Below are 21,713 nucleotides of genomic sequence, written 5' to 3'. Positions count from 1 at the left end.
AAGGGGGGACTTCTATGAAGAGAAAGAAAAGTTTGGGCGATCTTATTTTCGATACGTGCAATTATATCCTTTTATTCGCTTTAATGCTGGCCACGCTGTACCCTTTTGTCTACGTCATCTTTGCTTCCGTCAGCGAGCCGCAGCAGCTTGTAAAGCACACCGGCATTTTGTGGAAGCCTTACGGTTTCACGCTTAAAGCTTATGAGATGGTGCTGAAAAATCCGATGATCGCCATCGGGTATCGGAACACGCTGATCTATGTAGCCGTCGGAACGGTACTCAACGTATTGATGACGGCGATGTTCGCCTATGTATTGTCCCGTCGGGGTGTTCACCTAAAGAATTTGATGATGATGCTCGTAGTGTTCACGATGTTCTTCGGAGGCGGACTGATCCCGGAGTACATCCTGGTCAAAAATTTGGGGATGCTGGACACACGCTGGGCATTGATTATCCCCGGGCTTATCTCTACCTGGAATCTGATCATTATGCGAACCTCCTTCATGTCCATTCCTTACGAGCTTGAAGAATCCGCACGGATAGACGGAGCCGGCGATTGGACCGTCCTATTCCGGATCATTCTTCCGCTATCGATTCCGCTGTTGTCGGTCATGGTCCTTTTTTACGGAGTCGGACATTGGAATGCTTGGGCCAACGCTCTGATCTTTCTCAAGGACCGTGAGCTGTTCCCTCTGCAGCTTGTCCTTCGCGAGATTCTGATCGTGAACAGCACGACCGAAATGACGGAAGATGCCGGGGCCGGAGACGATTTCGCGCTGTCGCTCATTATCAAGTATGCGACGATTCTGGTGGCGACTGTGCCGATTCTTCTGTTGTATCCGTTAATTCAGAGGCATTTTACGAAAGGGGTAATGATCGGGGCGTTGAAAGGATGACTCGTGCGTGGTTTTGGAGCCGTATACCAGCAATGGGCGGCTTTGAAAATAAAATTGAAAAATCATGACTGAAAGGGGTTCCAACATGAGAAAATGGAAGAAGTCGACGATCAGCATGTTAGCCGTCGCATTAAGTTTCACGGTTGTAGCGGGCTGCGGGGGCGGGGCGGACGAAACGCCAGGAAACGGACAAGGCAGCGGTGCGGGGGATGACAAGCCGGTGTCGCTCACCTTTTACGTGCGGCCGATTAACAACAAGTACTTGAAGAGCTATAAGGACATTGCCGCCTTCCAGGAAATTGAGAAGAGAACCAATACGAATGTGAACTGGCAAGAGCCTTCGGCCGGCGATACTTCGCAGCAATTCAACATCATGCTTGCATCCGGCAGCTATCCGGACATGATCTACTGGGTTACCGACAGCTATCCGGGCGGATTAAGCAAGCTGATACAGGATGAAGTGGCCGTCAAGTTAAATGATTTGATCGACAGCCATGCTCCGAATTTCAAAGCACTGCTTGACGGCAATCCGGAATTGAAAAAGCAGATTATGCTGGATGACGGAACGATCGCCCTGTTTCCCAAAATCGAGCTCGACTTGCAGCGCAACGCTTATACCGGTTTCCAGATTCGGAAGGACTGGCTTGATCAGGTTGGTATGGATGTTCCAACGACCGTTGATGAATGGTATGCTGTTCTGAAAGCGTTTAAGGAGCAGGATCCGAACGGCAACGGCGAAGCGGATGAAATCCCGCTCGGTGAACAGAAAGGAATGGAGGCTATTAAAAACTTCGCTGCGGCTTGGGGGATACGAACAGGCTTATATCTCGACCCGGCTTCCCGGAAAATAGCCTATGGCCCGCTGCAGCCGGCTTTCAAAGACTATATGGAAACGATGCATAAGTGGTTTGAGGAAGGATTGATCGAGCCGGAATTCGCCTCCTTGGACGGCAAGGCATTCGATGCCAAATTTACGAACAATCAATACGGTGCCATGGTTGGATACATGTCCTGGTTTGACAAGTTCAACAACTTGATGAAAGGAGAAAATCCGGATTTTAAGCTCATTGCCGCACCGGATCCGATCGGCCCCGGCGGGAAGCCGTACAGCAGCAATGACGGGTTGATCCGTTACGTAAGCGGGGAAGGCGCCTTCATTACTTCACAGAACAAAAATCCAGAGCATTCGGTGAAATTCCTTGACTTTATGTATGGACAGGAAGGCTCCGATCTGTTGAACTGGGGCATCGAGGGCGAATCTTACCAGGTGGATAACGGCAGCAAAAAGTATACGGAAAAAGTGTTGAAAAATAGCGAAGGTTTGACTCCGGTCGATTACACGCTCCGATACGCCATTCCCATTTACGGCTTCACCAAAGTAATGGATCGCGAAGCGTGGGCTCAGCTCAGTGTGACAGCGGATGAAGCCAAAGAAGCGAATGAGGTCTGGTATCAATCGGACAAATCGCTGCTGCTGCCGAGTTTGACCTTGACAGCCGAGGAAAGTCAGAAATACTCTCAAATTATGAGTGAGGTCAATACCTACTATGATGAAATGTTCATAAAGTTCATCATGGGAGTCGAGCCGCTTGATAAATGGGACGCTTTCGTCGCAACGCTGAAGAAGATGGGAATTGAAGAGGCGGTTCAAATCCAACAGGCTGCTCACGAGCGCTACCAGGCAAGAAAATAAGCGCGGCTCTAAGGGAGGACACAGGACTCCCTTAAGCTGCGTAGGGCATGCTTCTTTCTCCAATAAGATCGCTATCTGCCTTATAATCCCTCCGTTTACACCGGAATTGGTATGGAGAAAGGATGGTTGCAGTTGATTCTCGGAAAGAAGTTCCAGTTTTTTGTAAAATACTTGTTCTCTTATGTCATTATTTTGCTGCTTCCGTTGGTGCTGATGGGGTTATTTGTACAGAGCTTTTTGATCGACACTTTGAAGAATGAAATCGTAGTGAATAATTTGAACAATTTGAATCGGGTGAAATATGTTCTGGATCAACAGGTGCTGCAGCTTCAGAATACAAGCACGCAGTTGATGTATGTAAACAATAATTTGAAACCGTTTTACCAACTGAACCAGGATCCGCTGAAAGCCCGGAAAATCATGAACGAGCTGCAAAAATATACGACGACAAACCACTTTATCCATGAAATGATGATTTATTTCCGCGGGGAAGAGCGGCTGTATTCCAATCGCAGCGTTTACACCCTGTCCATGCTGTCCGATCATATTTATCCTTATCCGAATTGGAGCAAGGAAGAGATTTTCCGCGATTTGAACCGGTTGACGGAACCGCTGATCCGGCCGGCCGAAATGCTGCAGGACGAGGGAAGGTTCATTACGTTCCTCTATCCGATATTGCCGAGTTCCTCCACTCCATATGCTGCGGTTATTTTTATTGTGAAGGAAGAGGCGGTCCATCGAATACTCGAGGATGAGTTCAAAAGCTACAACGGAAACACCTTTATCCTCAATCAAAACAACGAATTGATTACCAGTTTGGACTCTGGCGGATCTGATCTGCCGGAACAGGTTATAAAGAGGCTTCCGAACGACTTCGAATCTTTTACAGAGACCATAAGGCGGGGTGGAGAAACCTATTATTTCCTCTCCGTGCAATCGAAGGAAACCGGCTGGACCTACGTATCCACGCTGCCGGTCAGCCAGGTGTTGGCCAAGGTAACGGCGGTGCAAACCTGGTTTGTGCTCGGAATAATCGTCATTCTTACATTGGGCGTAATGGTGATATACGGAAGCATGAATATGAATTACAGGCCTCTCAATCAACTAAAACGGTATACCGAGAGTATTTGGAAGCATGCGGAACCGATGAATGAGCTCGAGACGGTCCGTCTGACCATCGATTCGCTGTTTACTGAGAACCGTGCGCTTAACGTCAAGGTCGAAAGCAGCCGTGAAGCTGCCGAAGATTATTTGCTGGATCAGCTGCTTAAAGGGCGGAGTACGGATGCGGAGTCTTTCAACGAAGCCGGAAGGGAATGGGGGATCGTTTTTACCAAGCCGAAAATCCGGGTCGCTATTTTACACTTTCACGGATCTCAAGCCCCCATTTCTTCTGACGAAAAGCGGGCTTTGCTGAAATCATTGAGTCAAGGGCTGCCGAAAAGCTACGAAGGGTACGGGCGGGATCATCTCGACGAGAACAAATGGGTGATGGTGCTGGCCAGCGATGCAGAGGAGGAAGCCGATCCGTCCGATGCGCTGTCATTCTTTCATCAATATGTACGAAATCTGCTGCAGCAAGGCATTACCATTGGGGTAGGCGGCGCTGTCACGGATTGGCGAGAAGTGCCCAAATCCTATTTCGAAGCGGCCACGGCGATTGATTACCGGTTTATCAAAGGGAAGGAACAGGTCATTTTCTCCAAAGACATAATCATCGATCAGCAAACGCTGGAAGCCTATCCCCGTCAGGAAATGGCGGAACTGAGGAGCGCGATAAAGCAGGGTAATTTGAACAAAATCGAGAAGCTGCTTCAGCAGCTGCAGCAATATTTGAAAGAGAACAATATGCCTCTTTTCATTGCCCGCGGCTTGTGCTTTGATCTAATTAATGTGGTGATTCAGACGATGGGCGACATTCCCTCCCAGGGGACATCCCCGGGCCTTGACGATTATCCGGATGTCTTCCTGTTGGAGAAATACGAGACCGTTGAGGAATTCACTTCCCTGGTGAAGCAGATCTGCCGGGATGTCGCAGTTCACCTTGACCGTCTGGCAGGAGAAGATCATCTGGATTTGGACATGCGAATGATGCTGTATATCAAGCAGAACTATGCGAATCGGAATTTCTCGGTTCAGGAGATGGCGGACTATTTCAGGATGGCGCCTCCGAACCTCAGCCATTATTATAAGGATCGGACCGGTCAAACCGTGCTGGACTTTGCGACGCAGCTCCGCATCGATAAAGCAAAACAGCTTCTCCTGTCAAGTACGCTTTCCGTTAAATCTATAGCCGAACAAACCGGCTTCGATAACGTATCCAGCTTCATCCGCCGTTTCAAGCAATGGACGGGGGTAACACCCGGGGAATTCCGCAGCCGGGGTGAAGCGGTATAAGATCAGAGCCTTGATCCGCTTGCGGACATTCTGACCGCTTATCCGCTAATTTTGCAACGCGCACCCTCCGGCGCGCGTTGCGCGTCAGGCCAGGAATGGCTTTTGTTTCAAATATTAGAAAGTATAAGCTTCATCGAGAAACTGTACGTCCTTGGACAAGGACGGCGATAGCCGTTTATCCTTGGGTCCGCTTAATCTATTTCGGCGACAGGCTGATCCAGCACCTCCGCCTGCAGCCTATGCAGCTCTTCCTTAAGCTTCACGACGGTCTCCGAATAGGCCGGATCTTTATACACATTGTTCATTTCATAGGGATCAAGCTGCAAATCAAACAGCTCCCACTCCGGCTCGCGGTTCTCATCCGCATACCCGGTAGTTCCCAAGGCTTGGGCATAGTAATAAATCAGCTTGTAGCGTTCGGTCCGAATGCCGTAATGCGAATAAACATTGTGATGCTCGTCCAGATGCATCCAGTATCTGTAGTACATCGATGTCCTCCAGCCTTCGGGAGTAGACCCTTCAAAGATGGAGCGAAGCGAGCGGCCCTGCATTTCGGCAGGAATCGGCACTCCTGCATAATCCAAAAACGTCACCGGAAAATCGATGTTCAGAGCCATCGCTTCTGTTACGCTTCCGGCCTCGATTACACGCGGATAACGAACGATGAACGGCATTCTCAATGACTCCTCGTACATAAAGCGCTTGTCAAACCAGCCATGGTCCCCTAGGAAAAAGCCCTGGTCGGAGGTATAAATCACTATGGTGTTATCCGCGATTCCTTCTTCCTCCAAGTAATCCAGCAGCCTGCCGACGCTCTCATCAATAGAAGCCACACACCTTAAATAGTCTTTTATATACCGTTGATACTTCCACCTTTTCTGCTCCAGTGCGCTTAACTCCTCGGGAGGTCTGCCCTTGACATCCGATTCTCTCGTATCGCGGTCAATCCGCATTTTGGCCTCGACCGCCGCCTGCGAGCGATTTTCATAAGTATCATGGAAGGTTTCCGGCTCCGGGATTTCTACGTCTTCATACCATTGAGCGTATTTGGCTGAAGGCTGCCAGGGCCGGTGCGGCGCTTTATGATGGCACATCAGCATGAAAGGGCGGTTGGAATCCCGCCGGCTCAACCAGTCGATGGACAAATCCGTAATGATATCGGTAACATAGCCTGAATATGGTTTCTCGCCCTCTTGATCAATGAAGGTAGGATTATGGTACAGTCCTTGCCCCGGCAGGACGTTCCAATAATCGAAGCCAGTAGGATCCGCATCCCCTCCATGGCCCAGATGCCACTTGCCGATCATGGCCGTTTGATACCCGCTTGCCTGCAGCAGCTTGGGGAAGGTCATTTGACGCCCATCCAGATGATCCTCGATCGATTTGACGCCGTTCAAATGATTGTATTTGCCCGTCAAAATGGCAGCGCGGCTGGGGGAGCATATTGAATTCGTGCAGAAGCAGTTATCGAAGCGCATTCCTTCGTCGGCAATCCGGTCGATATTCGGTGTCTGATTGATTTGGCTGCCGTAGCAGCTCATCGCGTGCGAAGCATGGTCGTCTGACATAATAAACAGAATGTTAGGCTGCCGGTTTGGTTTCAAGCGAGATCACCTCTACGTTAAAATTTTCGTTCTATACGTTTAAGAATGAAAAGCTCATATGTTCATCCAAAGCGAAATTGGCTGCCCCTAAAGCTCCGCCGATATCCTTGAAAATGGCCGGATGCACAACCGTGGAAGCCGAAAGCAAATGAATCGAGCGCTGGCGCATAACTTTGACGGCGGTTTCCAGGTAAGTGGAACATTCCATCGGAATCATGCCGCCGAGAATAATCGCCTCGGGATTTAGCAGATTCACCAGGTTGGCCATCGTCATTCCCAAATAGGTGGCTGCGTTATTCACGACTTGCACCGCCAGTTCATCTCCTTGATCCGCCACCTGGCAAATTTGCTTGGCATTCAGCAGCTGAAGGTCAAATTCGGGTTCCCGCAGCAGCGAGGAATCGGTATCTTCCCGAAGCCGCTTCCGGGCCTCGAGCTCTATCGCCGGCGCTGCTGCATACATCTGCAGGCAGCCTCGATTTCCGCAAAGACATAATACACCGTCGAGCTCCACCGAGGTATGGCCAAGTTCCCCGGCTCCGCCGATAGCGCCATGAATGAGTTCGCGCTGCACATAGATGCCGGCGCCGATGCCTGTATCAATCCCGATGTAAATCATCTGATTATAATGTCTGCCCGCTCCGTAACGGCTTTCCGCAAGTCCTCGTGCCCGGCTCCGGTTAAGGACAACGACTGGCCAGCGCAGCTTGTCCGTCATCATTCTGCTCAGCTCGACCTGCCTCCAGCCCAGAACGGCGGAGCTGTGAAGAAGTCCGCGATTCGTGTCCACGAGGCCGGGGATACCGAGACCGATAAGCGGAATCGGCTCTTTGTCCAGCTTGTTCACAAAATGGGGAAGCTCTTCGGCCAAAGCCTGAACCGCCGCTTCCGGCGTCGGTGAAGCATAAGGGATGCGCTGCATCAGCAGAGTGTTCCCCAGCAGGTCGAATGCGCCCAGGACCCAGGCCTGATCGATCAGATCAGCGCCCAGAATGATGTGTGAGTTCGGAACGAGCTCCAAATTAATGGCAGGGCGGCCCCCGGTTGATTGCTGCGGCTCGGTTTCGCGGATGAGCCCCAGCTCAATTAATTCATTCACCGCTATCGAGATTGTGGCCCGGCTTAAATCCGTTAATTTGGTCAGCTCCATTCGGGAGATGGAGCCATGAACTCTTAACATCTGAATGATCGTAGCCTTGCTTCCTCTCTGATCCTTGTATTTGCGGACGGTCTCCATACAATCTCCTCAACTATAGTCTAATTTATACGTAAGTGTCCTTTCGAATATAACAAAACAGATCGAATATAGCAAACCGTTTTACACAGTTTTTTACCCATATTTTTGATGAGTTCAGAGCCTGATTACCAGCTTCCCAAATGAATGGAATTTTATTTTATTGTCGGCGGATACTTTGTTTATATATTGACAAAAGTGGGGAGCGATTTTATGATGGAAGCAATGAAAAAGCCTGTATCGGGAAGGACAAAGGATGTAGAGGCTTTTCAAATGGAAGCCGCCATACCATTAAAATTAAGGGGATAGAAGAGCATGAACTTATATTGGGGAGATCTGCATAATCATTGCGGGATAAGCTATGGCTACTGCAGTCTTGAAAACGCGCTGAAGGCGGCCAAGGGGCAGCTCGATTTCTGCGCGATTATCGGACACGCGTCCTGGTTCGATATTCCGGAACGGAAGGAACCGCTGGAGTATCTGGTTGATTTTCACAAGGAGGGATTTGCCAAGCTCCAAAGAAATTGGGAGGAAGTGCGCAGAACGGTCAGAGCTTATAACGTTCCGCATGAATTTGTTACTTTTCAAGGCTTCGAGGCGCATTCCAGCAAGTACGGCGACCATCATTATTTATCTCCTGACGATGAGATGCCTCTAGTTGCCGGAGAAACGCCGGAGGAAATCATTGCCAAGCTGAGCCCGCATCGAGCAATTGCGATTCGGCATCATGTCGGCTATACGCCAGGATATCGCGGGGGAAACTGGGAAAGCTTTAATTCGGCCATCAGCCCTGTGATCGAGGTGTACTCTAAGCACGGCTGCGGCATGTCTGAGCAAAGCCTGTATCCATACTATCACGATATGGGACCGCGTGATCCGAGAAGCACCGTCTTTGCAGCTTTGGCCAAGGGACATCGCTTCGGCTTCGTCGGTTCGACCGACCATCATGCGGGATATCCGGGGTCATACGGAGACGGAAGACTGGCGGTGCTTGCCGGGGAGAAGACTCGTGAAGCGATCTGGGAAGCGATTCTGGCCCGAAGAACCTATGCGGTGACCGGAGACAAAATAGCCTGCCGCTTTAAATTGAACGGCCATGATATGGGCAGCGAGGTTCAAGCCGGCCAAAGAACTCTGTCTCTCGATGTAAGAGGCTGCGATCAACTCGATAAAATCGTCGTCTATAAAAACTTAAAGCCATGGAAAATTATTAACGGCGAAGAGCTTCGCCGGGCAAAGACGGCAGGGGAGCAGAAGTATAAGATCAAAGTCGAATTAGGGTGGGGCAATAACAAAACCGGCTTCAAATGGAAAGCCTCCGCCTCCGTTCATGGAGGCAAGCTGATCTCCGTAGAGACCTGTTTCCGCGGACGGAGCGTCCTTGCTCCAACTCCGGAAATGCGGGAAGACCCCGATATGAACGCCTTAGGCAATGAGGTCGTTTCACAATCGGAGAGTAGTGTGGTATGGAACTGTACGTCATTTCCTAACCCGACTACGCTGCATCCGCACACCTCAGGTGTCATTCTGGAAGTGGCCGGTCATGCTGATACTCGAATAGAGGTCCGGGCTAATGGAAAGACGATTACGGCTGCGATCGGCGAATTGCTGGCCGGCGGCCAAAGCGTGCATTTGCACCCTTACAATTCGGAAGCGATCTTCGTTCATCGCGCCGTACCGGAGGAGCTGTATAGCTTCCATGGACAATGGGAGGACAGTGCGGCCGAAGCGCCATGCGATGTGTATCATGCGGAAATCCGGCAGATGAACGGGCAATGCGCCTGGATTTCGCCGATCTATGCTTTGGCTTGATTGTAAGGGGTAAGGAAGCGTTCGCGTGGAAGGCCCGCCGCTTGGTCGAAAAACCGGGCCTATACCGGGACAATATGAATTCGGTACCGCAGTGGAAAGTTGAATACGGGGTAGTTTCGACTGTTGTTAACCTTGTTTTAAAAGGCCGCCCAGTCCGTTAGGCTGCGCGGCTTAACCGCTAATATTGTTAAAATGCGAGGTGGACCTGCAATAGTGCAGGTCTTTTTGTCGCAGCTATAAGGACACGTACGAAACCATCCTATGGGGAAAGGGAGAACCCTGCGCCTCTTTAGAACGGCACAGGGTTCCATGAAGAAACTGATAGTTTGTAAGCTTCTAATCGGACGAACAATGTTCACCGGAGAGCTTAGATAGGAATGAATGGATTGCAAGCATGACGTAATGGCCGGACCGCTCGACTACGTGCTGTTCTGACTCGCCCTGGCCTTAGCCCCGAGAAAATCCCGATATATTCCTGGAGTGGAATCCGGAATCAGAAACGCGCCGACGCTCTTCTCATAAAATTCGGCGGGCCCTACGCCGCCGATGATGGCATAGACATAGCCGGCTTCCCGCATGCTGTGAAGGCACTTAAGCAGCAGCGCTTTGCCGATACCTTTGCCCTGTTCCGAATCCAGCACGCGGGTGGGGCCGAAGAAATTGGGCGCGGTAGCTTCATAGCAAGCGTAGCCGAGGATGTCTGCGCCCCGGGTGGCTATGTAGCAAGTAACCGGGGTACGGGAGAAGCTGACATCGCATTCTCCCGAAGCATTGCGGCCGGAATGCTCCGCCACCCACTCGACGACCCGGTGCTTATCCGGAGCCAGCGCGCGATGAATGCGAATTCCCTCCCGTTCCAACCGGGAGAGAAGCTCCTCCTGTGGAGGCAGATTGAGTAATGGGACAAGCATATCGGCCATTCAAGCTCACTCCTTAATAGGTAATCAATTTGTTAGCCTCTATCATTCATTCGCCACGGCACCATCGGAAAGGCTGCTGCCATCCCGGTTCCCGTTCCCTGCGGCTGAACGGCTTCTCACGTCACGGATCGCCGCCTTGAGCCGGCCTTCGTGCCTCTTCAACAGTGCTGCCGCTTCTCCGGCATCCGTACCGGTCTCCAGCATCAGAATCGCGGTCTTCACATGGAGCCCGGCTTGCTGCAGCGCCTCGGCAGCCTGCGGCTCGGAGACTCCGGTCACCTCGCGCACGATGCGGATGGAGCGGTCGTAAAGTTTCTTATTGCTGGCTTTCATGTCTACCATCAGATTGTTATAGACTTTGCCCAGCTTGATCATAACGCCGGTAGTCAGCATATTGAGCACCAGCTTCTGTGCGGTGCCGCTTTTCAATCGGGTGGAGCCGGAGATTACTTCCGGTCCGACAACGGGAGCGATGCAGATGTCGCACAGTTCGCTCAGTCGGGAATTTTTGTTGGTGACGACGCCCACCGTCGCCGCTCCAATCTCCCGGGCTTGGCGAACGGCGCCCAGTACGAAGGGGGTCGAGCCGCTCGCGGTGATTCCGATGACCACATCGCCCGGACGGACACCCTTCTCCCGAATCAGCTGCGCTCCGCTCTCCGAATTATCCTCGAAGCCTTCCACGGCGGTGCGGAGAGCGACATCTCCGCCGGCAATGTAAGCCTGGACCAGCCCGGGATCGGTTCCGTAGGTAGGAGGGCATTCGCTGGCGTCCAGCACGCCCAGCCTTCCGGAGGAACCGGCACCCACATAAAACATCCGTCCGCCGTTCTTTAGCGAATGAACCAGCAATTCTACCGCTTCGGCAATGGCATCAATCTCCTCGCGGACGGATAAGGGAACCCGCTGATCTTCATCGTTCATAAGAAGCAGCATTTCCCGGGTTCCGCATTCATCGATAGAGGCAGTAGCCGGATTATTCATTTCCGTTGTCAATTGCGCAAAGTATGAAGTCATTCGTCATCCATCCTTTTCTGGGAGGCATAGAGGTTGATTCCGTCTAACGCTCTGCGTATTATTGAAATTTAAGCCGGCTCAGCCCTTGACGGATCCTACCGTCAAGCCGGCGACGAAAAAGCGCTGCAGCATAGGGTACAGAATGATGATGGGCAGCGTTGAAGTAATGATGACGGCCGATTTAATGGACATGGCGATGGTGCTCTTGTCTGCCGAACCTGCCCCGTCTCCAACCATAGTCGTTCCGTTGACGATGTTGCGCAGAAACAGCATGACCGGATACTGGTCAGTGTTGAGATAGATCAAGCCGTTGAACCAGTCGTTCCAGAAGAAGACCGCGGTGTACAGACCGATCGTTGCCAGCGCCGGAGTGGACAGCGGCAGAATAACACGCCGCAATATCCCGAAATAATTCAAGCCGTCGATGATAGCGGCTTCTTCTATTTCCGAGGGGATAGCCCGGAAGAAGTTGATCAGAATAATCAGGTTGAACTGGTTAATGGCGAAAGGCAGCAGCATCGCCCATACCGTACCGGTCAGATGAAGATTGGAAATCAGGAGATAAGTCGGAATCAGCCCTCCCGAGAAAAACATCGAGAATACAATGAGCTTCATGACGATCTTATGACCTACAAGAAAACGCTTGGACATGGCATAGGCGAACAGAGAACTCAGAAATAGAGAGATCAAGGTACCGCCAGCCGTATAGAAAATGGTATTACCGTATGCCCTGAAAAAGTTAGGGTAGTTAAAAATTTGGAGATACGCTTCAAAATTTAGCCCAACCGGAAGTAATGTGACTTCGTTGTTGATGATTGCATTAGGGCTGGACAAGGATAGGGCGAGCATATAGAGAAACGGGACGAAGCATATCAAAATAACGAAAAACATGACAGCATAGATGAGCATATCAACGATCGTCAAGGGACGAAATTTTCGTTGCTTGTGCATGGAGGCCGCTCCTTTCGATTAGTAGATGCTTTCGCCGGTCGCCTTCCTACTGAGCCAGTTGGTGCTGGAGACAAGGATGACACCGATGATCCCGCTGAACAATCCGATGGCTGTGGCGTAAGAGTAATTCTGATTGGTCAGACCGGTGCGGTAGACGAGTGTGTCAATAATGTCGCTCACCATGGCATTGGATGGCGTATACAGCAGAAGCACCTTCTCGAAGCCGAGACTCAGGAGCGATCCGACGTTCAGGATCAGCATGACCATGATCGTTGACATTATCGAAGGAATGGTTACATAAATGACCTTCTGGAACCGGCTGGCCCCGTCGATATCCGCCGCTTCAAAGAGCTCCCGATTGACCCCGGTAATGGCGGCCAGATAGATGATGGCGGTCCAGCCCGTGTACTGCCAGGTTTCGCTGAGAATATAGATCGGGCGGAAGTATTCCGGCTCATTGACGAAATAGATCGGCTCCATTCCGAACAGTTTTCCCAGCAGCTGATTTAAAAGACCGGAGCTCGGAGAAAGCAATTCGCTCAGAATCGCAATGACCACCACCGTGGAAATAAAGCGGGGCATGTAGGAAACGGTTTGCACAAATTTGCGGAAGCGCGGGGCCCGCACTTCATGCAGCAGCAGGGCGAAAATGATCGGAATCGGAAAGTTGATCAAGATGTTCCCGAAAGACAGTATGATCGTATTGTAGAAGGCGCGCCAGAATGCCGGGTCTTGGAAAAAGCGTTCGAAGTAGGCCAGTCCGACCCACTCGGAACCGTACGGCCCCATCCCCGGGCGGTATCGCCGGAAAGCCAGGACGTTGCCGATCAGGGGCGCATATTTGAACAGTAAAAAATGGCATAAGGGCAGAATCATCATCACGTAGAGCTGCCAGTATCGGCGAAAATGGCGCCTCGCAGGAGGACGGCGGGTTTCAAGCTGCCGGGTGGATTTCGGGAGAGTTGTCGTATCGGTCATATCATTCACCTTCTTCACTTGGTTGAGAGACGATAATGGCGCACATTTCCGGAATAGCAAAGACCTGCTGAGAGAACATCGGTCAACCTGTGACTCCATTGATCCCCAGCAGGTCTTTATTCAAGTCTTTTGCAGCGGAAATTCCGGAATCCTAGAAATTATTTCAAATTATCGTTATATAGCTGGGTGAAGCGTTCAATCTGCAAATTTTTCATTTCCTTGACATATTGATCCCAATCTTTATCCAGGTTCTTCTTGCCGGTCAGGAATCCGTCCGCCCAGACTTCAAATGTATCGGAAAGAGGAGTCTGAAGAGAGCTGGCTTCCTCCGCCGTCATATCGTCAAACATCGGTGTCGGGGGAATGCTCTGAATCGCGTTGTCCATGGCAGCTACCGTGGCATTGATCTGACTGTAATTTTCATCGTATTTCGTCATCTCCCGCGCGTTCACCCAAACCATCTGGGTAACATCGGACCCGGCGCCATACTTCAATTGCATTTCCTTATAGATACCGTTAGGCGAATTAACAATTTCGTCGGCGTACTTGATCTTATCGCCATCCATCGTGTAGGTTTGTCCTTCGACACCGAGGCACCATATTTTAGCACCTTCCTCGGAATAGAAAATTTCGTCGATGGCCTTCACCAGACGTTCGAAGTCCGGACGGTCCGCCGTCTTCTTAGGGAACAAAATTCCGCTGCCGGTGCTGCTCTTCGGCTGATGGTGCGCCCCTGCAGGACCTTCTAGGGGAGGATACATCTGCAATTTGAACCCGGGCTCAGTTGCTGCACTTTCTACGCCGCCGATCTGGTCGTAATACGCATAGGTGGCGAAGGATTTACCGGTGGCCAGCTTCTGGGACCACTTGTCTCCGTCGATCGGATCAGCCATTTCCGGATCCAGCAGGCCTTCCGCGTACAGCTTGGAGAAGAACTTCATATATTCCTTGTATTCGTCGCTGATGGCGCCGGGGAAGTAGGTTTGCTTATCGTAATCCCAGCTTAGCGTATTCGTGCCGGAAGCACCGTTCTTGCCGACACTGATGCCGAAGGAAGGCATCGTCATCCGGTACAGAACCCGAGGTCCGGCGAGAATCGTCAGCGGATAGGAATCCGGGTTCTCTTCCTTGAATTTCTTCAGAACAGTATACAGATCATCGAACGTCTTGGGCGCATCCAGTTGGTACTTGGCCAGCAGATCCTCTCTCATGATGAGACCGCCATCATAGAAGGGCTTGTCATAAAGCGATGGCAGGTAGTACCGCTTGCCGTCCTTCAGCTTGAGGGCATCGACTTCCTTCTCGAGACCGAACTCCTTGACGCGGGCATTGAAATTGGGTGTCCAATCGGAATAATCGCTGATAGGGACGATGGCGCCGTTCAGGGCCAGAGAAGCATTCTCCCCTTTGGTGGATTGATACAGGATCACATCCGGAGCATTGTTGCCTGTGTTAAGGGCAAGAGAGACCTTCGTCTGATAGTCCGCGATCGGAATCACTTCAAAGTCGATATCGACGTTGAAGCGTTTCTCCACTTCCTTGATCACCAGCCAGTCCTTCTGGAAGGGGAGAGTGGCGTTGTCCGAATAGAAGACTTTAAACTTGAGCGGTTCTTCCGTTTTCCCGGGTGTTGCCGCATCCGGGCTTGGGCTGGTGCTTGTCGGCGGCGAGGAAGGCTCACTGCTGTTAGTCTTGGTGTTACACCCTGTAAGCGCTGACATAAACATGATAGATGCAAGACTGATAACTGCGGATTTCTTCTTCAACATACTTGCGATGACCTCCCTGATTTCGAATGTAAAAAGCAGGTTTGGCGGGTCCAATTTCCGGCAAACTCCTCTGAATTCATTGGAGTGGCGCCATGTTTTGGTACGCTTGAGCGAATAATAACATATTTTATTTCCGCGGTCAATGGCATTCTATGAAATATTATTTCAATCACGGAGGTGTGTCCACAAGCTGCAGCTTACCGGCGTTGAATCATTCAATGGATTGGTCTAGAATAAGGAAGAATTCATAACGTCAGGGAAGACTGAAGACTGCTTCTTCCCGCAATGTTTGCAAGCTTCGCAAGAGCGATAAGTACTACAGGTGGGTAGCAACGCTGATGAAGATAATCATTGAATAGGATGGGGACATACTATGGGAAAAATTGCGGTAGTTGGAAGCCTTAACATGGATTATTTCATCGAAACCGACGTACTTCCCAAGATGGGGGAGACGGTTCTCGGCAATCACTTCTTCCGCTCCCCCGGAGGAAAAGGCGCTAACCAGGCGGTGGCTGCCTCCAGACTGGGCGGTGATGTGACCATGTTCGGTTCGTTAGGGGAGGACGAGAACGGTCACGCCATCCGGGAACATTTGCAGAAAGAGAGAGTTGATCTTGCCCACCTAAATCTTGTGGGGGATAGGCCGACGGGCGTCGCCTTTGTCGAATTGTGCGGCGGAGATAACCGGATCATCGTAGTTCCGGGTGCGAATCGCTCCACGAATGTGAACTACATGCAGAGGATTACGACGGAGCTCTTGAGCTATGACGTCATCGTATTCCAGTTCGAAACGCCGCTGGAAATCATGGATTTCATCATTCCTGTTCTTCACCGGCACGGCAAGATCATCATTGTCAATCCAGCGCCTGCCGCCAAGTTAAACCAGACGATCATCGACAAAATCACCTATTTAACACCTAATGGGCATGAATTTCAAGCGCTGTTGGATACGAATGGGTCGATTGATGAAATACTGCAGGCCTATCCCAACAAGCTGATCATCACGCTTGGAGATAAGGGAGTCTCTTATCATGACGGCGACCAGGTGGTAAACATACCTTGTATTGAAGTGACGCCTGTCGATACGACGGGCTCCGGCGACACTTTCACGGGAGCACTGGCCACAGCGCTTGCGGAAGGAAGGAATTTGCATGATAGTATCTTGTTCGCCAATACGGCAGCAGGGCTTTCGGTGACTAAACGTGGTGCGCAAAGCGGAATGCCCTACCGGAATGAAGTGGAGAGTCTGCTCCGTGAGAGATGATGACTCACGAGTTTCAAATTTCAATCGCATTTTCCCGGAGCCTGCACTATTGCTGGCATTTTTTACCACATTAGAAAGTTTAAGTTCATTAAAGTATTAAAATGGAACAACTTTCTAATTGGCATAAAAAGCCACCTTTTAAATCGGGTTATTCGTCTTCGAAGAGGCTCCGTTAGGAGCTTTTTTTAAAATATAAGAAATTATAAGTTTTCATCTATACCTGTTCTCATATTTCATCGGTAAACGCGCACGTCCTAAGGACGGCGATAGCCGTTTATCCTTGCCATTTTAGAAAGTATAAGTTTCAAGAGCTTATTTAGTTCCTTATTTAAAACCGAAAGTTTTGGCGGATAGCTCTTCTTTCAATCAAGGGGCTGCCCCAAAATCCAGTTTGCGATTTTTCAGCACCGCTAGACCGGAATTTTTCGTTTCATAGTGAACTTTTTTGGAAAACCCCGGATCGTCCACCGGATGGTGTAAAAGATAAGCAAAACTGCAGGTCTTTTTTGGAAAAAAACGTGGAGTGCCCTATTCTAAAGCGATAATGCACGTCTTTTTGGAGAAAAGTCGCCACTACCTGATTCTAGAGCAAAACTGCAGGTCTTTTGAGCGATTTTTGCGAAATGGCCCCATTTTGTGGAAAAGACCTGCACATTTGAGCGTCTTTCGCCTTCTTTTTGGAAAAAGGGACAATTTTAATGTATTTTTGCTCGTCTTTCCGATGTCTTTACCGACCCGGATGCGACTTGTGGCTTTCCCTCAGGGCTCCGTTAGGAGCTTTTTTTACCACATTAGAAAGTTTAAGTTCATTAAAGCATTAATGGAACAAACTTTCTAATTGGCATAAAAAGCTACCTTTAAAACCGGGTTATTCGTCTTCGAAGAGGCTCCGTTAGTAGCTTTTTTTACCACAATCAGAGTTTATAAGTTATTGCGTCCTGAAAAACTTTAAATTCTATTTGGCGATAAAAACATCCTTTAAACGCGGTCGCTCATCCATGAAATACTCCGATAGGAGTTTTTCTCATATTTCATCGGTAAACGCGCCTGTCCCAAGGACGGCGATAGCCGTTTATCCTTAATTTATAAATCGAATCCTGCATTATCCTGCATTGATATGCAGGATTTTTTGTCGTCTGCATTAAATGGGGTAAGTCTTCTTGAGCGTCCCGTAAGAGATAAACGCTTCCACGTAAGAAGGAAAGAGGACAAACAGAGACAAAAATAAGAGGAATAAAGACATCAATATTCGTAGAATCCAGCCGGTGTTTTATTTACTGTATTAATAAGTGCCGTGCCGTTATATGCCGTTAGCGGGAATGAGAAAGTGGAGGTTGTAGAGAGTCAGCTGCTGCATTTTCATGATGTTAAACTTTCCCTTAGAAGTTTAAATATGTATTTATCATCTGAACTGGGGTGAGGAAATGAGTCAACCATGGTCACTAAAAACAACTGCAACGATTATTAATCAAGCAGGCGATGACGGTTTGCACGAAGAGCTGAAAAAAAGATGGGCTTATGTGCCCGGCATGATGCTAATGGCTATCGCGCGGACAGGAGAAATCTATATGCACGAAGAGTGCTACGATTTCATGAAGCGGCATATGGACTTGTTCATCCGGGAGGATGGAAGGATTACCGGTTACAGGCTTGAAGAATACAATCTTGATCAAATCAATCAAGGCAAAAATCTTTTCCTGCTTATGGAACGCAGCGGCGAACAGCGATACGAACAGGCTGCGCATTTGCTCGCTGCCCAATTGATCGGCCACCCTAGGACGTCCGAAGGAGGATTCTGGCACAAAAAAGTGTACCCCTTCCAGATGTGGCTTGACGGCTTGTATATGTCCTCTCCCTTCTTGGCGCAATATGCTCAGGTTTTCCAGCGTCCCGAGTTGTTCGACGAGGTAGCTCATCAACTATTATTAGTTGAACAAAAAACTCGCGATCCGTATACAGGCTTGCTTTACCACGGGTGGGATGAAGCCAGGGAACAAGTTTGGGCGAATCCGCAAACGGGCTGCTCCGCGAACTTCTGGAGCCGCGCGCTGGGTTGGTATGCGATGGCCTTGGTAGATAGCTTGGAGTTTTTCCCGATCGATCATCCGAAGAGGGGGACGATCATCGGTATCTTTGAACGAATGTGCAGCGCTCTTTATCGCGTTCAGGAGGAACAGAGCGGTTTGTGGTTTCAGGTTATGGATCAAGGCTTCCGGGAAGGAAACTACCTGGAGACCTCCGGTTCCGGCATGTTTATATACGCTCTGGCGAAGGGGGCGCGTCTTCAATATCTCGAAAACCCCGCCCGCCGGAAAGCACTGCAAGCATACAACGGACTAATTGAACGTTATGTGGAAGAAGATAGCGAAGGAGTTCATTTGCATAATATTTGTCATGGCGCGGGACTAAGTCTTGACCGGGATGGTTCATATGGCTATTACATTAGGGAAAAAAGGGTGTCCGATATACATATTGGAGTTGCCCCCTTCATCCTTGCCAGTTTAGAGATTGAGCGTCTGCAAGAATTAGGGAACAGGAGTGACCGGCATGAGTAACCATGTAAGTCAAGGGCATCGCAAGGCTTGGATTTCAGACCAGGGAGACGGAACGTTTATCAATCCAATCCTGCATGCGGACTATTCCGATCCCGATGTGATCAGAGTAGGTGAAAATTTCTACATGACGGCATCCAGCTTCGGGCATATTCCGGGTCTTCCGATTCTACATTCCAAGGATTTAATTAACTGGAAATTAATCAATCATGTCATTAAACATATGGATCTTCCGGGATATGACCAACCACAGCACGGCAATGGTGTATGGGCACCGGCAATCCGTTATCACGACCATAAGTTTTGGGTGTTCTACGGCGATCCTGACACCGGCATCTGGATGAGCACGGCTTCAGACCCCGCCGGTGAATGGACTCCGCCCCATCTTGTTCAGGAAGGCAAAGGTCTGATAGATCCTTGTCCCTTCTGGGATGAAGATGGCGGAGCCTATCTCGTCCACGCTTATGCCAGAAGCCGCGCCGGAATCAAACATATACTGAGGCTGTGTCCCATGTCTCCGGACGGCACTAAGCTGTTGGGCGAGGGGCAAATTATTTATAACGGTACGGTGCATCATCCAACGCTGGAAGGTCCGAAAATGTATAAACGCAACGGTTATTACTATATCTTCGCACCGGCCGGCGGAGTTGCGACCGGCTGGCAGACGGTTCTTCGCTCGAAAGCCGTCAATGGACCTTATGAGGATAAGATTGTGCTGCATCAAGGGACTTCGCCGGTTAACGGGCCCCATCAAGGAGGCTGGGTTGAGCTCGCTTCAGGTGAATCATGGTTTATACACTTTCAGGATAAAGGCGCTTATGGACGAATCGTACATCTGCAGCCTGTAGAATGGATCGATGATTGGCCGCTTATGGGACAGAACCGGAATGAAGACGGCATCGGCGAGCCTGTATTACGGTATACAAAGCCTGATGTCGGCAAGGTCTGCCCGATAGAGGTGCCTGCTGATTCCGATGAGTTTGATAAACCGGAATTGGGTTTGCAATGGCAGTGGCAGGCGAATCCGAAAAGCGACTGGTATTCCTTAACCGATAGAGCAAGCCATCTGAGGCTGTTTGCGCAGCCACAGCCGGAAAGTGCCGAGAATATGTATGGATCTCCTAACTTATTAATGCAGAAGTTTCCGGCCCCTTCATTCCATGCGTCAGCCAAGCTGGACTGCCGTGCAATAGAGCCGGGCGAGAGGGCAGGTCTGATCGTATTCGGATACCATTTTGCGTACCTGGGTGTTCAAGCCCGTCAAGATGGAACGGGTCTTATACTACTGTATGTTGAAGGGAATGCGGATGAAGAACAAATAAAGTGGCGTACGGAGCTGCATTCTGATGAGATCGTGCTATCCGTAAATGTAGATGAAGGGGCGCATTGCAGGTTTGCCTACAGCCAGGATGATAATGAAGCGAATTGGATCGATGTGCCCGGGTTTCAGGCGGTTAAAGGGCACTGGGTAGGCGCTAAAGTCGGTTTGTTTGCCGTATCGCAATCATCCAAGGATCGGCGCGGTTATGTCGATGCGGATTGGTTTCGGGTCGGCAATTATCTCGATCGGTTTTAGTTATTCGGTTGAGGAGCAGCTAAGTTTGTAAGCCGATCATACATTGTTCTTGCGGTAGCGCAGCGGAGTAGTTCCGCACATTTTTTTGAATATTTTGTTGAAGTGGGCAATATGTTCAAAGCCGGTTTGCTCCGAAATGAACTGAACGGAATCTGTGCTGTTGACCAATCTTTTCTGCGCTTCACGAATGCGTACGACTTGGATGTACTCGCGAAAGTGGAAGCCGGTCAAACGTTTGAATATACGACTCAGATAGGAAGGGCTTATGTAAAATTGTTTGGCTACTTGCTCCAGTGTAATTTTCTTATAGTAATTCTCATTGATATATTGAGCGATTTCCGACACCCGATGATGCATCGGGTGTTCATATACCTGTACTTCCTCGGGCTGCAGCAGCCAATGAATTCGATGCAAACGGATGAGCAGCTCGTTCAACAATGAACGTACGTATGAAATGTAGTGATCTTCCTGTTTCTCGCATTCGTCCAGCATTTTATACAGGATGCTTTCAATTTCCGGCTGCTCCTTCTCGGGAATTCGCAGGAGTCCCGATTTGCCATTTTGCAATATTTTTGCCAAATGGAAATCTCCTTCCTCAATAAATTCCTGCGTAAAATTGATTAGGACACGTTCGAAGAGCTGGCTGTGGAATGGAGATCATGCGGATGAATAATCATCATGTCTCCCTTCTTAACGGAGTACACGTTGCCGTCTATAAAGTAAATTCGTTCGCCATTCAATAGGTAATACAGCTCAAAGCAAGGATGCTCATGCGGCCGGGGCATACGGTTGGGGCCCGTTCTATGCATGTATTGAATCGAGAACGAAACCTCGCCTATGAAATACTTAGGTTTAATTTGATCCACCATGGCTCAGCCCCCTCGTACAGAGGTTATTGTTGAATATATATCAGCCTTTTTCGAGCCCGTCAAGAGAATCTCCTATTTCTCTTTCTAATATATCGGCATCTACACATTATCTTGCTTATTCCATACTAAAAATTGATGGCCTAATATAAATGTAGTTAAAGATAGCCGTTGCAGCAATAAT

At 49.7% G+C, this 21,713-nt stretch carries 14 protein-coding genes and 1 pseudogene; 7 read left to right on the top strand and 8 right to left on the bottom strand.

What is annotated here, in order from left to right; all coding sequences use genetic code 11:
- The first annotated feature begins 14 nt into the window (after nucleotides 1–14).
- From ACFQ03_RS08960 to ACFQ03_RS08950, 3 genes are all read left to right on the top strand, one after another.
- Complete coding sequence (locus ACFQ03_RS08960; protein ID WP_379287572.1) at nucleotides 15–896, top strand: carbohydrate ABC transporter permease; 882 nt, start codon at nucleotides 15–17, stop codon at nucleotides 894–896.
- An 85-nt stretch (nucleotides 897–981) separates the two neighbouring features.
- Nucleotides 982–2,589 (top strand): extracellular solute-binding protein, encoded by a 1,608-nt coding sequence (locus ACFQ03_RS08955; protein WP_379287570.1) that lies wholly within the window; start codon nucleotides 982–984, stop codon nucleotides 2,587–2,589.
- A 132-nt stretch (nucleotides 2,590–2,721) separates the two neighbouring features.
- Nucleotides 2,722–4,986 carry a helix-turn-helix domain-containing protein gene (locus ACFQ03_RS08950; protein ID WP_379287568.1) on the top strand — a complete coding sequence of 755 codons (2,265 nt, stop codon included), beginning with the start codon at nucleotides 2,722–2,724 and terminating at the stop codon, nucleotides 4,984–4,986.
- 191 nt (nucleotides 4,987–5,177) lie between these two features.
- On the opposite strand, the gene ACFQ03_RS08945 is transcribed toward ACFQ03_RS08950, so the two are convergent.
- On the bottom strand, nucleotides 5,178–6,590 hold the full coding sequence (locus tag ACFQ03_RS08945; RefSeq protein WP_379287566.1) for a sulfatase family protein: 1,413 nt from the start codon (nucleotides 6,588–6,590) through the stop codon (nucleotides 5,178–5,180).
- Between the two features lie 31 nt (nucleotides 6,591–6,621).
- Nucleotides 6,622–7,827: an ROK family transcriptional regulator gene (locus ACFQ03_RS08940; RefSeq protein ID WP_379287564.1), complete on the bottom strand. Its 1,206-nt coding sequence runs from the start codon at nucleotides 7,825–7,827 to the stop codon at nucleotides 6,622–6,624.
- A 312-nt stretch (nucleotides 7,828–8,139) separates the two neighbouring features.
- On the opposite strand from ACFQ03_RS08940, the gene ACFQ03_RS08935 reads away from it, so the two are divergent.
- Nucleotides 8,140–9,636, top strand: coding sequence for a DUF3604 domain-containing protein (locus ACFQ03_RS08935; RefSeq protein ID WP_379287562.1), 1,497 nt, complete (start codon nucleotides 8,140–8,142; stop codon nucleotides 9,634–9,636).
- 419 nt (nucleotides 9,637–10,055) lie between these two features.
- On the opposite strand, the gene ACFQ03_RS08930 is transcribed toward ACFQ03_RS08935, so the two are convergent.
- From ACFQ03_RS08930 to ACFQ03_RS08910, 5 genes are all read right to left on the bottom strand, one after another.
- Nucleotides 10,056–10,556: a GNAT family N-acetyltransferase gene (locus tag ACFQ03_RS08930; RefSeq protein ID WP_144940279.1), complete on the bottom strand. Its 501-nt coding sequence runs from the start codon at nucleotides 10,554–10,556 to the stop codon at nucleotides 10,056–10,058.
- 42 nt (nucleotides 10,557–10,598) lie between these two features.
- Entirely contained in the window at nucleotides 10,599–11,573 is a 975-nt protein-coding gene (gene murQ / locus ACFQ03_RS08925) for an N-acetylmuramic acid 6-phosphate etherase (protein WP_379287560.1), read from the bottom strand.
- Nucleotides 11,574–11,651: 78 nt separating this feature from the next.
- Nucleotides 11,652–12,524 (bottom strand): carbohydrate ABC transporter permease, encoded by an 873-nt coding sequence (locus tag ACFQ03_RS08920; protein WP_379287558.1) that lies wholly within the window; start codon nucleotides 12,522–12,524, stop codon nucleotides 11,652–11,654.
- An 18-nt stretch (nucleotides 12,525–12,542) separates the two neighbouring features.
- A complete protein-coding gene (locus ACFQ03_RS08915) occupies nucleotides 12,543–13,502 on the bottom strand; it encodes an ABC transporter permease (RefSeq protein ID WP_379287556.1) in 960 nt (319 codons plus the stop codon).
- A 158-nt stretch (nucleotides 13,503–13,660) separates the two neighbouring features.
- Complete coding sequence (locus ACFQ03_RS08910) at nucleotides 13,661–15,271, bottom strand: extracellular solute-binding protein (protein ID WP_379287554.1); 1,611 nt, start codon at nucleotides 15,269–15,271, stop codon at nucleotides 13,661–13,663.
- Between the two features lie 373 nt (nucleotides 15,272–15,644).
- Here ACFQ03_RS08910 and ACFQ03_RS08905 point away from each other — a divergent pair, with 373 nt between their 5' ends.
- The 3 genes from ACFQ03_RS08905 (at nucleotide 15,645) to ACFQ03_RS08895 (ending at nucleotide 20,663) form a co-directional block, all read left to right on the top strand.
- Nucleotides 15,645–16,535, top strand: a complete 891-nt coding sequence (locus tag ACFQ03_RS08905; protein WP_379287553.1) for a ribokinase — start codon at nucleotides 15,645–15,647, stop codon at nucleotides 16,533–16,535.
- A gap of 1,424 nt (nucleotides 16,536–17,959) precedes the next feature.
- Nucleotides 17,960–19,090, top strand: a complete 1,131-nt coding sequence (locus ACFQ03_RS08900; RefSeq protein ID WP_379287552.1) for a glycoside hydrolase family 88/105 protein — start codon at nucleotides 17,960–17,962, stop codon at nucleotides 19,088–19,090.
- Nucleotides 19,083–20,663, top strand: coding sequence for a glycoside hydrolase family 43 protein (locus tag ACFQ03_RS08895; protein WP_379287550.1), 1,581 nt, complete (start codon nucleotides 19,083–19,085; stop codon nucleotides 20,661–20,663). Before ACFQ03_RS08900 ends, ACFQ03_RS08895 begins: the two co-directional genes overlap by 8 nt.
- 36 nt (nucleotides 20,664–20,699) lie before the next feature.
- Here the strand turns inward: ACFQ03_RS08895 and ACFQ03_RS08890 are convergent.
- Nucleotides 20,700–21,532, bottom strand: a pseudogene (locus tag ACFQ03_RS08890) (AraC family transcriptional regulator).
- Between the last annotated feature and the right edge of the window lie 181 nt (nucleotides 21,533–21,713).

The organism is Paenibacillus residui, assembly GCF_042677205.1.
Lineage (GTDB): Bacteria > Bacillota > Bacilli > Paenibacillales > NBRC-103111 > Paenibacillus_L > Paenibacillus_L residui.
The sequence above is the reverse complement of the archived record's forward strand: the minus strand, read 5'-3'. Positions and strand labels throughout refer to the sequence as shown.

Excerpts from the sequence above, each read along its gene's own strand:
- ACFQ03_RS08960 (WP_379287572.1), top strand. The coding sequence starts at position 15 with ATGAAGAGAAAGAAAAGTTTGGGCGATCTTATTTTCGATACGTGCAAT.
- ACFQ03_RS08955 (WP_379287570.1), top strand. The coding sequence starts at position 982 with ATGAGAAAATGGAAGAAGTCGACGATCAGCATGTTAGCCGTCGCATTA.
- ACFQ03_RS08940 (WP_379287564.1), bottom strand. The coding sequence starts at position 7,827 with ATGGAGACCGTCCGCAAATACAAGGATCAGAGAGGAAGCAAGGCTACG.
- ACFQ03_RS08935 (WP_379287562.1), top strand. The coding sequence starts at position 8,140 with ATGAACTTATATTGGGGAGATCTGCATAATCATTGCGGGATAAGCTAT.
- ACFQ03_RS08930 (WP_144940279.1), bottom strand. The coding sequence starts at position 10,556 with ATGGCCGATATGCTTGTCCCATTACTCAATCTGCCTCCACAGGAGGAG.
- murQ (WP_379287560.1), bottom strand. The coding sequence starts at position 11,573 with ATGACTTCATACTTTGCGCAATTGACAACGGAAATGAATAATCCGGCT.
- ACFQ03_RS08920 (WP_379287558.1), bottom strand. The coding sequence starts at position 12,524 with ATGCACAAGCAACGAAAATTTCGTCCCTTGACGATCGTTGATATGCTC.
- ACFQ03_RS08915 (WP_379287556.1), bottom strand. The coding sequence starts at position 13,502 with ATGACCGATACGACAACTCTCCCGAAATCCACCCGGCAGCTTGAAACC.
- ACFQ03_RS08910 (WP_379287554.1), bottom strand. The coding sequence starts at position 15,271 with ATGTTGAAGAAGAAATCCGCAGTTATCAGTCTTGCATCTATCATGTTT.
- ACFQ03_RS08905 (WP_379287553.1), top strand. The coding sequence starts at position 15,645 with ATGGGAAAAATTGCGGTAGTTGGAAGCCTTAACATGGATTATTTCATC.
- ACFQ03_RS08900 (WP_379287552.1), top strand. The coding sequence starts at position 17,960 with ATGAGTCAACCATGGTCACTAAAAACAACTGCAACGATTATTAATCAA.
- ACFQ03_RS08895 (WP_379287550.1), top strand. The coding sequence starts at position 19,083 with ATGAGTAACCATGTAAGTCAAGGGCATCGCAAGGCTTGGATTTCAGAC.